The organism is Anaerobacillus sp. QJM3NY_17 (genome assembly GCF_056173665.1).
On record NZ_CM149685.1, the window covers coordinates 1,662,656 to 1,679,821 of the forward strand.

Below are 17,166 nucleotides of genomic sequence, written 5' to 3' on the forward strand. Positions count from 1 at the left end.
ATGGAGGGTTGATTTTGGCGGATATAAACATTACTAATATTGGCCCAAATGTTAGTTCACAATTTGATGAGCTTCGAACTGCTGAAAGGACTCCAATCGTAGAATTGACATCCGTTTATGGTGTTTCTTCTATAAGAGATATTGTGACTACGACTGGCGGAGGAACCGTTACAAATGATGCAACTGAATATAGCGTTAGTACTTCTACAGGCGGCACTGACGTTGCTACACTGGATAGTGCATTAAGGGGAAGGTATGAACCCGGGTATGCTGGTGAGGCGGGGATAGGAATCCGTCTTCCCAGTCTTCCAACAGGTACACAAGTTACAAGGTGGGGTTTGTTTGATGATCACAACGGGGGTTACTTTGGTCGGAATGCAACAGATACCTTTGTAGCTGTTAGAAGAGGTGGTGTCGATACGGTTATTAATCAATCTTCCTGGAATGTGGATCCGTTAGATGGAAGCGGTCCTAGTGGAGCAACTCTTTCGCTAAGTAAAGGGAACATCTTTCAAATTCTTTTTACATGGTATGGATATGGAGTTATTGAATTTAGAGTCGTATTGCCAAATCCCACTACTCTTGCACAAGAAGTTATTACGGTTCACAGATACTCTCCAACCGGAGAAACAAGTTTTGTTGATCCCAATCTTCCACTAAGAGCGCAGGTCGATAACGATGGTACTGCATCAGCACTTTCCGTTTTTGTAGGTGGGAGACAATACGGGATTGTGGGGAGATATAATCCAATATACAGGGTTACATCTGAGAGAAGGACGGTTAGTGGAATTGGAGCAACGTTAACACCTCTCATTTCATTTAGGAGAAAATCAGTGTTTCCAGCAGGATCAGGAAGAGCTAATTCTGTTCAAATTAGTCTGGAAGGAATTCAGGTTATTTCTTCTTTAGATGTTGCTTATCAGGTCTTAATAGGCGGCACAATTAACGGTTCATTTGGGAATTTCCCTACGGCTAATACGAATATACCAAATACCGAGACGGCTTTAGAGGTGAATAATTCGGCCACAACATATACACCGGGGGAAGTAGTGTTTCAAGGAGCAACTTCAGGTGGTTCTAGAGTTAGCAGAGTAGTAGGTATGGATGAATTAATAGATTTCACTCTCCCAACGAATGAAATTGTTACGCTAGCGGCAGTGAATTTGGAGGGAGGTACAGCGACAGTAACGGCTACATTTTTACTAACTGAAAGTTGGTGAAGCTAAAAATAACAGCTCTCTAATACTTGAATAAACTTTCTAAAACGGGTACTCCCCTGATTATGTTTAAATCATTATAGCATCCTCTTGTAACCATGGGAGTCCCGTTATTTATAAAAGACCAACTATACCACCATTGAAATAAGTGAATAGATCTATTTATTAGGAGGAATGAGATTTGGTTTCAATCAGTTTATGCTTAATTGTAAAAAATGAAGAAGCTGTATTAGGGACATGTCTTCATTCCATTCATGACATTGTTGATGAGATTAATATTATCGATACAGGATCCGATGACAAGACAAAGGAGATTGCTGAAAGTTATCAAGCAAACATTTTTGATTTTAAATGGGTAAATGATTTTGCGAAGGCTCGTAATTTTGCTTTTTCTAAAGCGACAATGGATTATATTCTATGGCTTGATGCGGACGATGTCTTTCTAGAAGAAGACCGTCAAAAGCTGAAGAAGTTGAAGAACGATCTCGATCCCTCTGTCGATTCAGTAAGGATGCACTACAACCTTTCCTTAGATGAATTTGGGAATGTGACTTCGAGTTTGATGCGAAATCGTCTAGTAAGGCGAGAGCGTCATTTCAAGTGGATCGGGGCAGTTCATGAGTATTTAGAAGTTGGTGGTAATATAATCAACAGTGAGATTTCTGTTCTTCATAATCCCATCCATCATGATGCAACTAGAAATATAACGATCTATAAAGAAAGGCTAGAACGTGGAGAACAATTTACTCCTAGAGATATGTATTATTTTGCTAATGAGCTTAAAGACCATAGCGAATTCGAAACGGCAATTGAGTATTATGAGAAATTTTTGGAAGGACAAAAAGGCTGGATCGAAGACAATGTGGCAACGTGTGCAAAGCTTGCTGACTGTTATGCTGCCCTTGGTAAGAAGGCAGACAGTTTGCGCTTTATCCTTCATTCTTTTTCTTATACTACACCAAGACCTGAATTTTGCTGTAAGGTAGCCAATTATTTCTTTGAAAAGAAGGATTATCAACCTGCTATATTTTGGTATAAATTAGCTACGAAAACAACCATTCAAGAAGATAATTTAGGTACCCAAAAGCGTTTCTATTCAAATTGGATTCCGTATATTCAACTTTGTGTTTGCTATGATGTTCTAGGAGATTATGAAACTGCTTATTACTATAATGAAATGGCGGGAGTTACTCGACCAGGTGACTCTAAATATGTGCAGAATAAACAGTATCTTGAAAAAAGGCTTCTTTCAGTTAAAAAGAAGGTTTTAATAGCAAGCCCGATTCGGCAAGATCCTGAGATTCTAAGGTATTTTCTGAAGTCATTGAAACGGCTAAATCAAGAAGGGTTATCATTTTATTATTATTTTATTAACGACAATAAGGATAAGAAATCAACGTTATTGTTAAAGGATTTTCAAAAGGAAATGCAGGAAGTGATGATTAAGGATATTGATTCTGAAGAAGAGTACCGAAAAAATCAGATGACACATTATTGGAATGAAAGCCTCGTATGGAAGGTCGCTCAATTTAAGGATGCAATGATTGAACATGCAAAAGAACATAAATTTGATTATATCTTTCTAGTGGATTCAGACCTTGTCTTACAAAAGGAAACGATTCAACATTTAGTTGCACAACAGAAAGATATTATATCCGAGGTATTCTGGACAAGATGGCAGCCTGAAGCGATGGAACAACCTCAAGTATGGCTTACTGACGAGTATACTCAATTTGAAAAAAAACCTGGTGAAGAACTAAACGATTCAGAAGAAGCACAGCGATATCGTGATTTCATCAATCAATTAAGGCAACCAGGTGTCTATGAAGTAGGCGGGCTTGGTGCATGTACATTACTTTCAAGGAATGCGCTTGAAAAAGGGGTATGCTTCAAAAAGATCCCGAATTTAACATTTTGGGGAGAGGATCGTCATTTTTGTATTCGAGCGGGTGCCCTTGGTGTTTCTTTATGGGCGGACACTCATTACCCTCCTTATCATCTTTATCGGCAATCGGACCTTGAAGGTGTAAATGATTACTTGGAGGAAGACGTGATTGAAATGCCTGTAGCGGATAAGAAACTGAAAACTTCTCAAAAACCACGAATTACGTTGTCTATGGTTATTAAAAATGAAGAGGGAAAATACTTAGAAAATGTATTAAGAAAGCACCTGGATTATATTGATGCGGCTGTGATCATAGACGATGGAAGCACGGACAATTCAGTTAGAATTTGCAAAAAAATACTAGAGGATATTCCGTTAACTCTTATTCATAATAGCGAATCCAAATTTTCAAATGAAATCACTCTCCGTAAACAGCAATGGGAGAAAACAATTGAAACAAATCCTGATTGGATTCTGAACATGGATGCTGATGAGATGTTTGAGGACGGCGTCGCTCAACAACTTAGAGCGCTAACAAACCAAGAAGAGTTTGATCTGTTTTCTTTCCGGATTTATGATATGTGGGACGGAAAGAACTATCGAGAAGATGAACAATGGAATGCTCACCATCTTTATCGTCCCTTTTTATTAAGATACAAAAACGATTTCATTTATAAATGGAAAGAACAGAAACAGCATTGTGGAAGATATCCTGAGAATATTTTTCAGCTTCCCAATAGCTTATCTTGTTTAAGAATTAAGCATTTAGGATGGTCTACCGAAGAACTGCGAGCAGAGAAATACAACCGGTATCTTAAACTAGATCCGGAAGCTGTATATGGAAAAAGAGGGCAGTATGAAAGTATTCTTGATCCTAATCCAAAATTGATCCAATGGCAAGAATAATAATTATACAGTTTAGGTAGATGATTGTGGTTCTTTCCATAAACATCTCATTTACCTATCACAATGATCCATATGATTAAGGATGTACGTTATTTAAAATTGGGATAAGGATTGGTAGTATAGATCGCCTAATCCTTATCTATTTTTTGTAGAAAAACACCTGTATCCTGTTGCCACTCCAATATTAATAAATCTTCAGCATGATCGATGTTATGCTCCTTAAGAACTTTATTCAACCATTCCTCATTGAAACCAGCATCATGAAGGTTTTCCCAGTCGATTTTCCCATCCGAAATAATATCAACTGATAAATAACCCTGTTTTGGTTTAAGATCAAAATCTTGTTTTGTCGGCTGCTGATAATCTGACTTCTTTAATACACTAATGCTTCCATTTGTTTCAAGAATGGCGAATTCAACTTCTCGAAGTGAGAAAACATCCTTTTGTCGAAGTAGATTTTGTAATTGATTGATATCTAACTTGTTTTTTTGAAGTTGACGCCGATTAATTTTTCCGTGACTGATCACAATAGAAGGATTTCCTTCAAGAATGCTTCTCGTACCTCTGAATTTCTGTGTAATCCATTCCACAATATAAATTAATATACCCCATAGTAAGACTGCATAGATAATTGAAAAAATATTGACTTCTTTGTCGTAAATCGCATTTCCTACAAGTTCTCCAAGTACGAGTGATGAGATAAAGTCAAAAGGTGTGATTTGAGTAATCTGTGTTTTACCAAGTGCCTTTGTTAGTACGAGTAAAGCTAGAAAGCCAACGAGTAGCTCTAACGTAATTGATCCAATACCCACAGATCACCATCTCCAATTCAATTTGCATCAATTTTAGCATGCACGAAAAAGGATGATTTAATTGGTTTTTTAGAATTTTTTGTTGATACGATTATATTTAAGAAAAAATATTCAGGTTGGAGAGAGGATACATTATTAATCGAAGGAGCTACAAATAAAAAGACACTGGTTAGAAACCAGTGTCATAGTGCTTTTATCATTGTGACGTGAGGTATCCCAGCGTCCATAAATTCTTCAGAAACTGTTGTGTACCCGAGTTTCTCATAAAACCCCACAGCCGTCATTTGTGCATTAAGCTTCATTTCTTTAAGGTTTAATTCTTTCGCATGTTTTTCAATTGAATTCATTAGAATCTGTCCGAGGCCTGTTTTACGATAGTCCCTTAGCACACAGATTCGTTCAACTTTAGCTATATGATCTAATACTCTAAAACGACCAGCAGCTGTAGGTTGGTGATCATCATAAGCTACAAAGTGATAAGCGTGTTTCTCGTGCTCATCAATTTCTAATTCAGCGGGTACTTTTTGCTCTTCAACGAAAACAGTCTGTCTTACTTGAAAAGCATCATCCAACTCTTTCTTCGATTGAACGACTTTCACTTCCATTAGCGAACTTTGCCAAGATGGAACGTTTCATAAACGGTCCACATACCATTTTCTAATTGATAAAGAAGCTGGAAGCGATCGATCGTTTCTTCGTGATTAACATCTTTCATCTGCAAGCTACCATATACATCAGAATGTTCATCATCCGAAAGGTTCTGTGCGATCGTAATGTGAGGAACAAAGTTGTAGTCACGTTCCGAAAGTGCCTCTTCAGGATTTAACTTTCTATGCAAATCATCAAGAACTTCATTGTCTTTCACTTTAAAATAAAGCACGTTGTTAACAGGGTTAAAAGATCCTACTTTATAAACATGCATTGAAAAAGGTTTAGACTCATCAGAGATTTTGTGTAGCACAGGTGTTAATTTCTGAATCTCTTCTTCCGTTGCATCAAAGCCCTCGCGTAAAGTCAAATGTGGTGGAATGAGCGCATAGTGCGGATCATAACGTTTTCGAAAGGAGTTAGCAACGTCTGCTAGTTTTTTCGATGGGAAAATTGCAATGCCGTATTTCATATTCCATTCCCTCCTGGTTAATATACTCGATTGCCATTAATGACAAGTCATATAATGTTCCATTTATAATTATACCAAAAATTCAAAAATAAGAAACGATTGACTCACTTAGAGTTTAAACATGTGTAAAAGAGAGCGTTTCATATCCGGTTGCCAGTTCTTCCAAAGGTGACCGCCTTCGAATTCATCATAGAAATAATCAAAATCTTTTTCCTTTATAATTTTATTTAATTTACGGTTCGGATTAATGAAATTTTTTGTTTTCCCATCTGTTGTAGGTACTTCTGTTTCTTCTGTTCCGATAATATGGTATAGAGATAGCAACTCAGGCTCGGCAAAGTCCTCTACCTTATTCATGATTGCCTCATCTACATATGGTGAATGAAGGATAGCCCTACCAAACGTTCTTGGATAGTCAAGAGAAGCGCGCAAAGCGACTGTAGCTGCTAAAGAGTCCCCAATTAATCCTCTTCCATAACCAAGATGGTAGGTAGCATACTGTTCATCTAAATAAGGAACAAGTTCATTCGCAAGAAAACGAAGATAATCATCTGACTGCTCTCCGTCTGGGTGATATTTTCTCCAGCGATCTTCCACACTTTTATAGGGAATCCCTACAATAATGAGCTCTTCAATTTCGTCATCTTCAATTAGTTCATCGGCTGTGCGGCCAAGTCTTCCTAATTTAAAGTAATCGCTCCCATCATTAGCGATAAGAAAAGAGTATTTGTATAGTGGTGAATAATTATATGGTAAATAAACTTGGAAAGGAATTTCTTCATTTAAATAGTGACTGTAGATGCTTTCATCTTTGTATGTACCTCGATTCATTGCAGTGCCTCCCGTAAAATTGTTGAAATAGTTTGATTGTTTGACAATGTAAAAAACATTAGTGATATAATGATTCTAACACATAATTATTTATCGTTTACAGAGAGGGGTCTTATTATGAAGAAGCGCATCCATAGTAGAGAAACAGAAGCAGCAGCAAAAGCCCTAATAAAAGAACGTGGCGTTACAATCGAGGATATTGCAGAAATTGTTTACGAAATGCAATCCCCATATGTAGATGACCTTTCCATGGAGGACTGTGTCGAAAGTGTTGAGGCTGTTCTCACAAAACGAGAAATCCAGCATGCGGTTCTTGTTGGAATTGAACTAGATAAGCTAGCGGAACAAGGGAAGCTTTCTGAACCACTTCAATCCATTGTGGAGACGGATGAAGGGTTATTTGGTGTTGATGAAACAATCGCACTTGGCGCCGTATTCGGCTACGGTAGTATTGCGGTTACGACATTCGGTCACCTTGATAAACAAAAATTTGGTATCATCGAAAAGCTTGATACAAAAGTAGGGGAAAGTGTTCACACCTTCCTTGATGATCTCATCGCCAGCATTGCGGCAAATGCATCTAGTCGCCTTGCGCATCGTCTGCGTGATCGAGAAGAATCCCTTGATAAAGAAGAGCGTGAAAAGCGAGATAAAGAAGAACGAATCGGATAAATGAAAGGGCATCGTTTCGGTGCCCTTTTTTCTAATATTTTCCCATGAAAGGATTGACAGTTCTTTAGAACTTCATGTATATTTATAAATGTCTTAATTGATCCGTTAGCTCAGTTGGGAGAGCGCTACCTTGACAGGGTAGAGGTCGTTGGTTCGAGCCCAATACGGATCACCATACATAATACATTCCAAGCGGCACCTCAACTTCATTGAGGTGCCACTTTTTTTGCATTGGATCAAGAAGTAAACGGAGGAGTGAGATCGGACATCCTTAAAATTCTGGTAAATGATCGAAATTATTTTCTTTCGTACCATCAGGCTCACTTCGAATAATTTCTCTACCATACTTTTGAAATACATCTACCCCCGAAAGTTGACCATTCTTTGCAGCGTCTAAAGCCTGGACATAATCTAGCTCTTCTCCCGTGTTTGTTTTAAAAGCAATTAAATCTCCATCCTCATTTTTGCGGACAGCCGTAATATGGGTGGAATTTGCCTCTGGTGGAGTATGATATGCCTCACTATTTTTAACATACTCTTCATAAGCTTGTTCAAAACGATCCATTTATGTCACTCCTTGTTAGTCTTTTGAAATTTCGAGTAATTTTGGTATTTCGAGTTGCCATTTGTTTGTGATCGGATCTTGTCGTGCAGCGAAATCAATCGTTGTTGTAATAACACCAGCATCTTTTATATAAATTTCGACTCTGGTTTTGACTTGTTGTTCAGCTTGATCTGTTTTGATCACTTTCCATTTTGTAAACGACAAGCGAGAGAGGTCGATTAATTCGTTCTCAGATAAAGGTGTAGAAACAATTCTTCTTAATAAAGAAGCATCTGTGTTATTGATCGCCAGCATGAGAACATCAACGAGCTGTTCAGGGGTCCGCTTCATTAAATAGCGATCTAACTGTCCTCCTGCTTTTAGAATCATTAAGTGATGCGCGGGATCTGGTGTAGGGGTGCGATGAGTCGTGCTATTTAAGAAGTGAAGGCAAAAGTGTCCGTTAAATCCATTATCTAATGCGCCAGCTCCATGAGGCATTCCATTCATGGAAGCAGCAATCATTTTCCCTTCGTATAGCACAATGACAGCCCTTCGTTTCCAACTCCATTCTTGATAAATCGCTTTTAAAACCTTTGTGTCCTTACTCGTTAACGGTTGTATATCTGCGTGCTTACTACCAGCTCTCCGTTGAACTTGAAATGAATTCCCGCTTTCAATATCAATCATTGTAAAAATCGATTTCCGAGGGAGGAGCTCATTTGCTTTTTCCCATGGCAGAAGTTTGATTTCACTATCGATAGGGAGAAGGTGATCAAAAGGTTCGGCAGCTATAGCGCGTGTAGGAATGACTAGCGTACATAATAAAATTAAATAAGTGAATAAACGCTTCATTAGCTCCCCCCCTTGTGTATAGTCATCATAGTTATTTTGCTCAAGCGATTCTGATGTATGCTATTTTATTAATCCCTAAAATGAAGCATACTACGATCGAGTTCAGAAGGGGGAATGGTAAAGGTGCACTTATTTCTAACTTTGGCCATAGCGTTTTCATCGATTTCAAACCATCACATAACGATTCACCAAAAAGGAGCACAGACTTATCAGATTAAGAAAGAAGAGTTATTTTCAAAAGACCTTGGTTATCCTTTTTATGAAGCAGATCGGGTGGAGGAATTAATGGATGAAGTAGATGTAGCTATCTCAAAGTCTCCAGTAAATGCCTACATTGATAACCAAGGAGCTATTGTCGATGGAGTCAATGGATACAAGTTACATCGAGGCGCTTTTCGAGAGAATTTGCTTCATAGTCTATACCTCAATAGTTCAACTTGGATTCAACCAGATCTCACCATTCTTTACCCAAAAGTAAACGCAGAGCTTTTATCATCCATTAGAAAAAAACAAGTGGGAGGGTTTGTTACTTATTTTAGGAAAGGGAATCTGGAGCGAACGAAGAATATTATGTTAGCGGCTGAGGCGATTAACAATGCTGTAATATTCCCAGGAGAAACGTTTTCTTTCAATCGAACAGTTGGAAAAAGAACAAAAGAGAAGGGCTATTTACCAGCTCCAGTCATTGTAAAAGGAGAGTTATCTGAAGGAATTGGTGGGGGGATATGTCAAGTGTCATCTACTCTTTTTAATGCAGTAGATCAAGCGGGCGTCCATATTTTAGAACGCTATTCCCATAGTAGAAGTGTTCCATATGTGAGACCTGGTAGAGATGCTACCGTGAGCTGGTACGGACCAGACTTTTCCTTTCGAAATGAATTTAATCAGCCGATCCTAATAAGGGCAAAAGTGATTGAAGGTTCAGTGGTCATTCATGTCTATTCATCTGAAGATATGTGAGTGGCTGAGTTTTACACGATAAAGGAAAAGGTTATTTAAATCATCCAGTAAAATGATGAGTCTAGGAGTTAAATACTATGCTCAATGCCCCGAGATGGTATAATGAGACTATTACACATAAAAGGAGACCGCGTATGGAATATAAAAAAACGAATCAGCAAACATTTTCCATGCTTGAAGTCGGCTCTGAACTGGAAAAGAATGATCTTCACCTCGAATTGATTGAAAAAAGTCGAAAGCTTGATCACATTTTTAATCATTCTAGAGATGGCATGACGCTTTCAGATCAAGAGGGAAACTTGATTGAACTCAACCAAGCATGCTGTGATATTTTTGAAATTGATATGGAATCGATTCAATCTATGAAGCTTGGACATCATGTTGCACCTCAGGGGCTTGAAACTTTGGAAGAAATGAGAAAGAATTTGATTGAAAAGGGATATGTAGTGGAGAAGCTTCCTGTTCTCCTTGAGAATGGCAAACGGAAATCCGTTGAATTATCGATAACGTATAAAGCTTATCGAGATTACAATTTATCAATTATTCGCGATGTTACCGAAGAGCAGGTATTGTTTGACCAGTTGATGGAAAGCAAAGATAAATTTACGAACATTTTTGAAAATGCGCTAGATGGTATTTTAATTTGGGACAAAGATCGGATGATTGTAGACGCGAATCCTGCTGCTTGTCAAATCTTTAAGGTCAGTTTAAATGAAATGAAAACGTATAATTTATTTGATTTTCTTGAAGGCGTCGATATTAAGATGGGGAAATCGTTTCAAAAAACGTTAGAAGAACAAGGTGAAATTAGAGGCGATCTTCAATTCACAATGCTCGGCGGAGAAAAGAAACAGCTTGAGTTTACAACGAAGAAAAGCGGATATGGAGATTTGTATTTAACCATATACCGTGATATTACAGAGAGAAAACAAATGTTCTCAGAACTAAAGCGAAGTGAAGAGCGGTTTCGTCAATTGTTTGAAAGAGCTCTAGATGGTATGGGTATCCTAAATGATAAAGGGATTATTGTAAAAGTTAATGGGGCATTTTGCGACCTATTTCAATTACAAGAGAACGAGGTCGTTGATAAGCATTATTCTTCATTAGAAAAAGAATGTGATATTGTGTGGGATCATCCTGCTGAATTAGGGAGAAGCGGCGAAGGAAAAATAATGAACGATCAAACAGGTGTCGTTCAAACATTTAGTTTTACATTAAGCTACCACATCTATCCTCAGCATCATCTTGTCATTATTCGAGATGTGACTCAGATTAAGAATGCGGAAGAACATCTACGTAAGACGGAAACAAGCCACGTTCTTGGTGATCTTGCGGCAGGGGTAGCACATGAAATTAGAAACCCGCTATCAACAGTGAAAGGTTTTCTTCAAATGCTTGATGGAAATGAAGCGGTTAATCAAGAACTTCTTAAAGTAGTTGGGGTTGAAATGGAACAGCTAGAGGAGACGATAAATGAATTTCTTCTTCTATCAAAAAGAGAGTTTGTTTCGTACGAAACGGTTCACATGAATCATCTAATGAGAGATTTAATTGAGCGCCTATCTAAAAAGGCTGCTGAGTATAGTATTGATATAATTGAAGTTTATAGTCATACGGATATTCAGTGCGTTTGTATCAGCTCACACATTAAGCAGGTCATTACGAACATTATGAATAATGCCATTGAAGCCATGCCACATGGCGGTCAACTTAGAATCAGTCTTTTGGAAAATAGAGAAAAAGAAGTAATTGTGGAAGTGGAAGATCAAGGCGTGGGAATACCCAAGCATCTGATTAATCGACTGGGTGAACCTTACTATCAAACTTCAGAAAAAGGAACTGGGCTAGGATTAATGGTAAGCTATAAAGTGATTAAGGAACACGGCGGTTGCATTGATGTTACTAGCCAAGAGGGCAAAGGAACTGTTTTTCGAATTAGTTTACCTTCAAGTCAAAAGTTAGGTAGTAATCAAGAGAATCAAGAAGTAAAGAGCGGGAGGGACAAAATTGATTGAAGTGCAGCAAATTCATCATGTTAGTTTGGCGGTAACAGACCTTGAACGGGCAAAAAAGTTTTATAAAGATATATTATGCTTGAAAGAAATGAAGCGCCCCAATTTTGATTTTCCAGGCGCCTGGTTTCAAATCGGTCAACAACAGCTTCATTTAATTGTGTATCCTGATGCTAATACGCTTCGCGGTTCAACCTCATTATCATCCAGGGAAGGGCATTTCGCTTTTCGTGTTACTAGTTATGATAATACGTTGAAGTGGCTGCGTGAAAAAAAGATAGAGGTTTATGAGAATCCAACGAGTAAAAGTGGTTTTGCCCAAATTTTTGTTTCTGATCCTGATGGCAATCTGATTGAATTGAATACAGAACAATAACAAAAGGACGCCTTCCAATTAGAAGGCGTCCTTTTGTTATTGTTTCGATGAGAATTCGTTGTGTTCTCTTTGTGGATTGGCGCTTTTTTGTGCTTCTTTCACAACTTTTTTGGCTTTCTCGGCACGGCGCTGATCTTCTTTAGCCTTTTCTTCAATTTGTTTAATATCTTTTCGAGAGTGATCCATGATAATGCTCCTCCTTATACTCTGCTTTTTGATAATAAGTGCTTGTTTGATGAAAAAGATGTTTTTCGTAACATAACCTAGTTAGAATAAAGAATCAAGTATTATCTGTTTATTCTAACATTTTAGTGCATTTACCATCATAAAATGGAAAGAACCGTTTAGGGGGGATTTGATGGTAGCTGTACTATTATCATTAGCCGCTTTATTTCTTGGACTTGCTTTATTTATGATAGTTGTGTGGAATGCTATTAAGACAGATTCTTCTAAGTCTGATCTTGAAATGTTCTGGAAAAAGTATGAAGAGATCATTCGTAAAGAAGATGTGCTTTAGCCCTTTTTAATGGGCTTTTTTTTATGCTGAATTATTGTTGGACATGCGTCTTAACAGGAAAATTGAAAAGATTTTCGTGTTTTCAATACATTAATTTAGGGTATTTTAGAAGAGAATTGAGGTGGAATCAAATGGGGATTCGTACAAAACTTAGAAGAAATCGAACTCAAAAAAAAGGAATGCCCCCAGGCTCGCTTGTTTATATAGGAGATGAGCAAACGGAGGAAGTCACTGTTTCAGCTATCGCATTTGACTCTCATGGAATGGAAGAGTTTGAAGATGTTTCGATAGATAAAATAAAGACATTGATTGACTCTGATCAAGTAGCTTGGATTAATGTAAATGGAGTACATAATGTTCAGTTGGTAGATCAGATTAGTAAAAAATTAGGACTTCATCCTTTAACGACAGAGGATATTTTAAATACGGATCATCGACCGAAAATAGACTTTTTTGAAGATCACTTACTTTCGATTGTAAAGATGCTTGATTTATCACCTGAAAGTACTGATCTTGACATCGAACAGGTGAGTTTTATATTAATGGAGAACACAGTCGTCACTTTTCAGGAAAAGCGCGGTGACTTATTTGATCCAGTTCGTTTACAACTTCAGGAAAGCAAAGGGAGAATTCGAAAGAGTGGGGCGGATTTTCTTTACTATTCCCTACTTGATGTAATCTTTGATCAATACTTGATCATTATGGATGAAATGGATGATCGTATAGCTGAGTTAGAAGGAATGATTATGGAAGATCCTGATAATCATTCATTACAAGATATTAATCAATATAAGAATACAATTCTGCAGCTTAAGAAAACGGTTTGGCCAGTTAGAGAAGTCGTGAACAAATTAATTAATCGGAAAGTCCCTTATATAAAAGAGGACATTTCCTTTTATTTGCAGGATATTCACGATCATATTGTCCAAGCAAATGATATGGTGGAGACTTCTCGAGGCCAACTTTACGGTTTACTGGATGTGTACTATTCCAGCTTAAGTATGAAAATGAACGAGATTATGAAAGTACTAACGATTGTTTCAACAATCTTTATTCCGTTAACATTCATAGCAGGAATTTATGGCATGAATTTCAAAAACATGCCGGAGCTAAGCTGGGAATGGAGTTATCCAGCCGTATGGATTGTCATGATTATCATAACTGGTTTAATGCTCGTTTATTTCAAACGTAAAAACTGGTTTTAGGAGGTTATTTGATGCAAAAAGTCGTTGTAGTAACAGGTGCTGGACATGGAATCGGTAGGGGAGTTGCGATTGCTTATGCCGATAAAGGCTATCGCGTTGTTCTTGCCGATGTGAATGAAGAAGGTTGCAAAGAAACAGCAGAATTAATGCATGGAGGTTATGGTGACATTATCTTAACAGATGTAAGTAAACCAGAATCCATTAAACAGCTTTTTCATAAAGTTGAAGAGAAGTATGGGCAACTAGATATCTTAATCAATAATGCTGGCCTAACAGCATTTAAACATATGGATGAACTAGGTGTAGAAGAGTGGGATAACGTCATCAACACCAATTTACGAAGCGTATTCCTTGGGTCTCGTGCCGCTGCTCATCTTATGAGAAGAAATAACGGTGGCTCAATCGTTAACATTGCATCAACGAGAGCGACGATGTCAGAACCGAACAGTGAAGCATATGCTGCTACTAAGGGAGGAATCGTAGCGCTTTCTCATGCGCTAGCAGTGTCCCTTGCAGATGATCATATTACTGTCAATTCAATTAGCCCGGGTTGGATTGAAGTAGAAGACTATGATGCCTTACGTGACGTGGATCATGAGCAGCATCTATCCAAAAGAGTTGGAAAGCCATCAGATATTGGACGTGCCTGTCTCTTCCTAACGAATGAAGAAAATGATTTTGTCACAGGTGAGAATTTAGTCGTTGATGGAGGTATGACTCGTAAAATGATTTATGAACATTAATCAATAGTTAACGGACAATCCCCATTCATGTTACTATAATAACAGACCTTCATTAGAGAAAAATTACAGGGCGAATCATGCTTGAGGGGACGTTTTAAATGGCAAAACATATGGAATTACCTAATTTGTATGAAACAGGAATTCAAGATCTTGTGATTTCAGCAGAAAAAGTAGCACATGTTCAGCTGACGAATCCTTTGGAGCACGCGATGCTTATTTTGATTAAATCAGGCTATTCGTCTATCCCAGTATTAGATACTGAATATCGTCTAAAGGGATTAATTAGTCAGCCGCTCATCCTTGATTCGATTCTAGGCATCGAGCGAATTGAATTCGAGAAATTAAGTGAATTAGTTGTTGAAGAAGTTATGAATACAGAAATACCTTGTATTAATGAAAAGGACGGTTTTTTCAAAGGGTTAAAGCTAGCAATTGATCATCCGTTTCTTTGTGTAGTCGATGATGAGAATATTTTTAAAGGCATTCTAACAAGAAGAGCGCTTCTTAAGTTTGTTAATCGTTATTTGCATGAGTCATCAGTTAGACAGTCTTAAGCATTTATCCCGGTACTATTACCGGGATTTTTACATATGGGGATGAATAAAATGAAATCGCTAACAAATCAAATCACATCAAGTATCCAAAACAAGGAAACCAATCGACCATTCGTACTTGGAGCCATTATTATTGGAATGTTCATGGCAGCGATCGAAGGAACAATCGTTTCAACAGCGATGCCTGGTATTGTGAGCGATCTTGGTGGATTCTCGACGTTTAGCTGGGTTTTCTCAGCCTATTTATTAATGTCTGCAATTACGGTCCTTATCTTTGGTAAACTTTCAGATCTCTTTGGTAGGAAACCGATCTATTCGATCGGTATTGTCATTTTTTTAATAGGATCTTTATTATGTGGATTTGCGGAGTCGATGGAAGCGCTTATCCTTTTCAGGCTTATTCAAGGAATTGGAGCAGGGGCCGTACAACCAATAGCACTTACAATTGTGGGTGATATGTATTCGATGGAGGAGCGGGCAAAGATTCAAGGGTATCTTGCTAGCGTGTGGGGAATATCGGCTATCGCAGGCCCGGCTCTAGGCGGTATTTTTGTTCAGTACATTGATTGGTCATGGGTTTTCTGGATGAACATTCCTCTCGGAGTTCTATCGTTAGTTGGCGTTGTTCTCTTGCTTCATGAATCGATTGATAAAGAACGGAAATCGATTGATTACTCTGGTGCCATCCTTTTGCTTGTATCGATCAGTGCATTGATGGTCGTCTTGATTGAAGGAGGCGTTCACTGGAAGTGGACTTCCTTACCTATCCTCACCCTTCTAAGTACATCATTCGTAGCTATGGCGATCTTTTTTAGAGTCGAACTTAAAGCGAAAGAGCCGCTAATGCCTCTTGGTATATGGCGCGATCCGGTTATCGCCATATCGAATTCAGTAACGTTTACGACGGGCATGATTTTGATTGGTGTTTCTAGCTTTCTTCCGACATTTGTTCAGGGAGTAATGGAGAAATCTCCTATTGTAGCAGGATTTACGCTTACGACGATGTCGATAGGATGGCCAATTGCGTCTACTATAGCAGGGAAACTCGTCATAAAAATCGGATTTAGGATTACATCAGTCGTTGGAGGAATTTCACTTATTAGCGGTTCGGTGATCTATCTGTTGATGACGCCAGCATTAGGACCAATCTTTGCAGGTTTTGGTTCATTTCTTATCGGTGTTGGCATGGGGTTAACGTCTACAACATTTATTGTAGCCATCCAAAGCTCAGTTTCTTGGAAACAGCGAGGAATTGCGACAGCTTCAAATATGTTCATGCGAACGCTTGGAAGTGCAGTCGGTGCTGCGCTACTTGGCGGTATTTTAAACAGCCGCCTTCAACAATATTTAACGAACCGCTCTTCGGGAGGAGATGTGAACCTTAATACAGCCAATCAATTACTTGATGAAACTAAGCGTAACAGCCTTGATCCATCTGTGCTTGATTTGTTGCAGAACGGACTCACAACCTCTTTAAAATGGGTGTATGGAGGAGTTGCAGTCATGGCACTCTTAAGCTTTCTGCTAGTACTCTTTATTCCAAAGCCTGATAAGAAACAAAACCCGGCTCGCTCATAAGCCGGGTTTTCCTATACGTGAAATGAATTCAATTCGGTTTTGAAAGGGATCATAAAAGCTAAAACGCTGATATCCTTCGATTGGTTTGTCTTTTTGTATTGGGATGTGGTGTTTTTCTAAATGTGCCTTTGCTTCTAGCAGATTATGAATTTCAAAGGCAGGATGTCTTTTCCCTGGCACAATAGTACTTTCGGTCCCAACATGTAATTCAATGTCTGCTGCTCTTAACCAGAAGCCTCCGTTTTTTCTTAAAACAGCTGGTTTTTCGATTTCTTCAAAGCCAAGTATCCCTATATAGAAATTCCTCGCAAGTTCCTCCTGGTCGTTTGGTATACAAATTTGAAGGTGGTGGAGACGAATATAATCGATAACCATGTTA

At 38.2% G+C, this 17,166-nt stretch carries 19 protein-coding genes and 1 tRNA gene; 12 read left to right on the top strand and 8 right to left on the bottom strand.

What is annotated here, in order from left to right:
• The first annotated feature begins 14 nt into the window (after positions 1 to 14).
• On the top strand, positions 15 to 1,220 hold the full coding sequence (locus tag AC0VYV_RS08930; RefSeq protein ID WP_475374763.1) for a hypothetical protein: 1,206 nt from the start codon (positions 15 to 17) through the stop codon (positions 1,218 to 1,220).
• Positions 1,221 to 1,398: 178 nt separating this feature from the next.
• Positions 1,399 to 4,008: a glycosyltransferase gene (locus AC0VYV_RS08935; protein WP_475374764.1), complete on the top strand. Its 2,610-nt coding sequence runs from the start codon at positions 1,399 to 1,401 to the stop codon at positions 4,006 to 4,008.
• A 128-nt stretch (positions 4,009 to 4,136) separates the two neighbouring features.
• Here AC0VYV_RS08935 and AC0VYV_RS08940 read toward each other — a convergent pair whose 3' ends face one another.
• The 4 genes from AC0VYV_RS08940 to AC0VYV_RS08955 all read right to left on the bottom strand — a co-directional run bounded on the left by AC0VYV_RS08940 (position 4,137) and on the right by AC0VYV_RS08955 (position 6,771).
• Positions 4,137 to 4,820, bottom strand: a complete 684-nt coding sequence (locus AC0VYV_RS08940; protein WP_475367202.1) for a DUF421 domain-containing protein — start codon at positions 4,818 to 4,820, stop codon at positions 4,137 to 4,139.
• Positions 4,821 to 5,002: 182 nt separating this feature from the next.
• The gene (locus AC0VYV_RS08945; protein WP_475367203.1) at positions 5,003 to 5,425 is read right to left on the bottom strand and encodes a GNAT family N-acetyltransferase; all 423 of its coding nucleotides are present in this window, start codon (positions 5,423 to 5,425) and stop codon (positions 5,003 to 5,005) included.
• Positions 5,425 to 5,940 carry a YjcG family protein gene (locus tag AC0VYV_RS08950; RefSeq protein ID WP_430242043.1) on the bottom strand — a complete coding sequence of 172 codons (516 nt, stop codon included), beginning with the start codon at positions 5,938 to 5,940 and terminating at the stop codon, positions 5,425 to 5,427. Before AC0VYV_RS08950 ends, AC0VYV_RS08945 begins: the two co-directional genes overlap by 1 nt.
• Positions 5,941 to 6,048: 108 nt before the next feature.
• Positions 6,049 to 6,771 carry an alpha/beta hydrolase gene (locus AC0VYV_RS08955; protein WP_475367204.1) on the bottom strand — a complete coding sequence of 241 codons (723 nt, stop codon included), beginning with the start codon at positions 6,769 to 6,771 and terminating at the stop codon, positions 6,049 to 6,051.
• Positions 6,772 to 6,888: 117 nt separating this feature from the next.
• Between AC0VYV_RS08955 and AC0VYV_RS08960 the strand changes: the two genes are divergently transcribed.
• Entirely contained in the window at positions 6,889 to 7,443 is a 555-nt protein-coding gene (locus tag AC0VYV_RS08960) for a phosphatidylglycerophosphatase A family protein (RefSeq protein ID WP_194221240.1), read from the top strand.
• Positions 7,444 to 7,542: 99 nt separating this feature from the next.
• Positions 7,543 to 7,618, top strand: a tRNA-Val gene (locus tag AC0VYV_RS08965).
• A gap of 96 nt (positions 7,619 to 7,714) precedes the next feature.
• On the opposite strand, the gene AC0VYV_RS08970 is transcribed toward AC0VYV_RS08965, so the two are convergent.
• Both AC0VYV_RS08970 and AC0VYV_RS08975 read right to left on the bottom strand, forming a co-directional pair.
• The gene (locus tag AC0VYV_RS08970; RefSeq protein WP_430241993.1) at positions 7,715 to 8,008 is read right to left on the bottom strand and encodes a DUF3892 domain-containing protein; all 294 of its coding nucleotides are present in this window, start codon (positions 8,006 to 8,008) and stop codon (positions 7,715 to 7,717) included.
• 15 nt (positions 8,009 to 8,023) lie between these two features.
• Positions 8,024 to 8,842 (bottom strand): hypothetical protein, encoded by an 819-nt coding sequence (locus AC0VYV_RS08975; protein ID WP_475374765.1) that lies wholly within the window; start codon positions 8,840 to 8,842, stop codon positions 8,024 to 8,026.
• A gap of 123 nt (positions 8,843 to 8,965) precedes the next feature.
• On the opposite strand from AC0VYV_RS08975, the gene AC0VYV_RS08980 reads away from it, so the two are divergent.
• The 3 genes from AC0VYV_RS08980 (at position 8,966) to AC0VYV_RS08990 (ending at position 12,190) form a co-directional block, all read left to right on the top strand.
• Complete coding sequence (locus tag AC0VYV_RS08980; protein ID WP_283152319.1) at positions 8,966 to 9,802, top strand: VanW family protein; 837 nt, start codon at positions 8,966 to 8,968, stop codon at positions 9,800 to 9,802.
• A gap of 134 nt (positions 9,803 to 9,936) precedes the next feature.
• Positions 9,937 to 11,817: a PAS domain S-box protein gene (locus AC0VYV_RS08985; RefSeq protein ID WP_475374766.1), complete on the top strand. Its 1,881-nt coding sequence runs from the start codon at positions 9,937 to 9,939 to the stop codon at positions 11,815 to 11,817.
• Position 11,818: 1 nt separating this feature from the next.
• The gene (locus AC0VYV_RS08990) at positions 11,819 to 12,190 is read left to right on the top strand and encodes a VOC family protein (protein ID WP_430242411.1); all 372 of its coding nucleotides are present in this window, start codon (positions 11,819 to 11,821) and stop codon (positions 12,188 to 12,190) included.
• Between the two features lie 36 nt (positions 12,191 to 12,226).
• Here the strand turns inward: AC0VYV_RS08990 and AC0VYV_RS08995 are convergent, their stop codons facing one another.
• On the bottom strand, positions 12,227 to 12,376 hold the full coding sequence (locus tag AC0VYV_RS08995) for a hypothetical protein (RefSeq protein WP_226612666.1): 150 nt from the start codon (positions 12,374 to 12,376) through the stop codon (positions 12,227 to 12,229).
• A gap of 172 nt (positions 12,377 to 12,548) precedes the next feature.
• Here AC0VYV_RS08995 and AC0VYV_RS09000 point away from each other — a divergent pair, with 172 nt between their 5' ends.
• The 5 genes from AC0VYV_RS09000 (at position 12,549) to AC0VYV_RS09020 (ending at position 16,787) form a co-directional block, all read left to right on the top strand.
• Positions 12,549 to 12,707 (top strand): hypothetical protein, encoded by a 159-nt coding sequence (locus tag AC0VYV_RS09000; protein WP_430241985.1) that lies wholly within the window; start codon positions 12,549 to 12,551, stop codon positions 12,705 to 12,707.
• 131 nt (positions 12,708 to 12,838) lie between these two features.
• Positions 12,839 to 13,912: a magnesium/cobalt transporter CorA gene (corA, locus tag AC0VYV_RS09005; RefSeq protein ID WP_226612668.1), complete on the top strand. Its 1,074-nt coding sequence runs from the start codon at positions 12,839 to 12,841 to the stop codon at positions 13,910 to 13,912.
• Between the two features lie 11 nt (positions 13,913 to 13,923).
• The gene (locus AC0VYV_RS09010) at positions 13,924 to 14,655 is read left to right on the top strand and encodes an SDR family NAD(P)-dependent oxidoreductase (protein ID WP_475368881.1); all 732 of its coding nucleotides are present in this window, start codon (positions 13,924 to 13,926) and stop codon (positions 14,653 to 14,655) included.
• 98 nt (positions 14,656 to 14,753) lie between these two features.
• Positions 14,754 to 15,209: a cyclic-di-AMP-binding protein CbpB gene (cbpB, locus tag AC0VYV_RS09015; RefSeq protein ID WP_430241979.1), complete on the top strand. Its 456-nt coding sequence runs from the start codon at positions 14,754 to 14,756 to the stop codon at positions 15,207 to 15,209.
• 51 nt (positions 15,210 to 15,260) lie between these two features.
• Complete coding sequence (locus AC0VYV_RS09020; RefSeq protein ID WP_475374767.1) at positions 15,261 to 16,787, top strand: MDR family MFS transporter; 1,527 nt, start codon at positions 15,261 to 15,263, stop codon at positions 16,785 to 16,787.
• Here the strand turns inward: AC0VYV_RS09020 and AC0VYV_RS09025 are convergent.
• Positions 16,782 to 17,162: a VOC family protein gene (locus tag AC0VYV_RS09025; protein ID WP_475374768.1), complete on the bottom strand. Its 381-nt coding sequence runs from the start codon at positions 17,160 to 17,162 to the stop codon at positions 16,782 to 16,784. The genes AC0VYV_RS09020 and AC0VYV_RS09025 overlap by 6 nt on opposite strands.
• Positions 17,163 to 17,166: the final 4 nt, after the last annotated feature.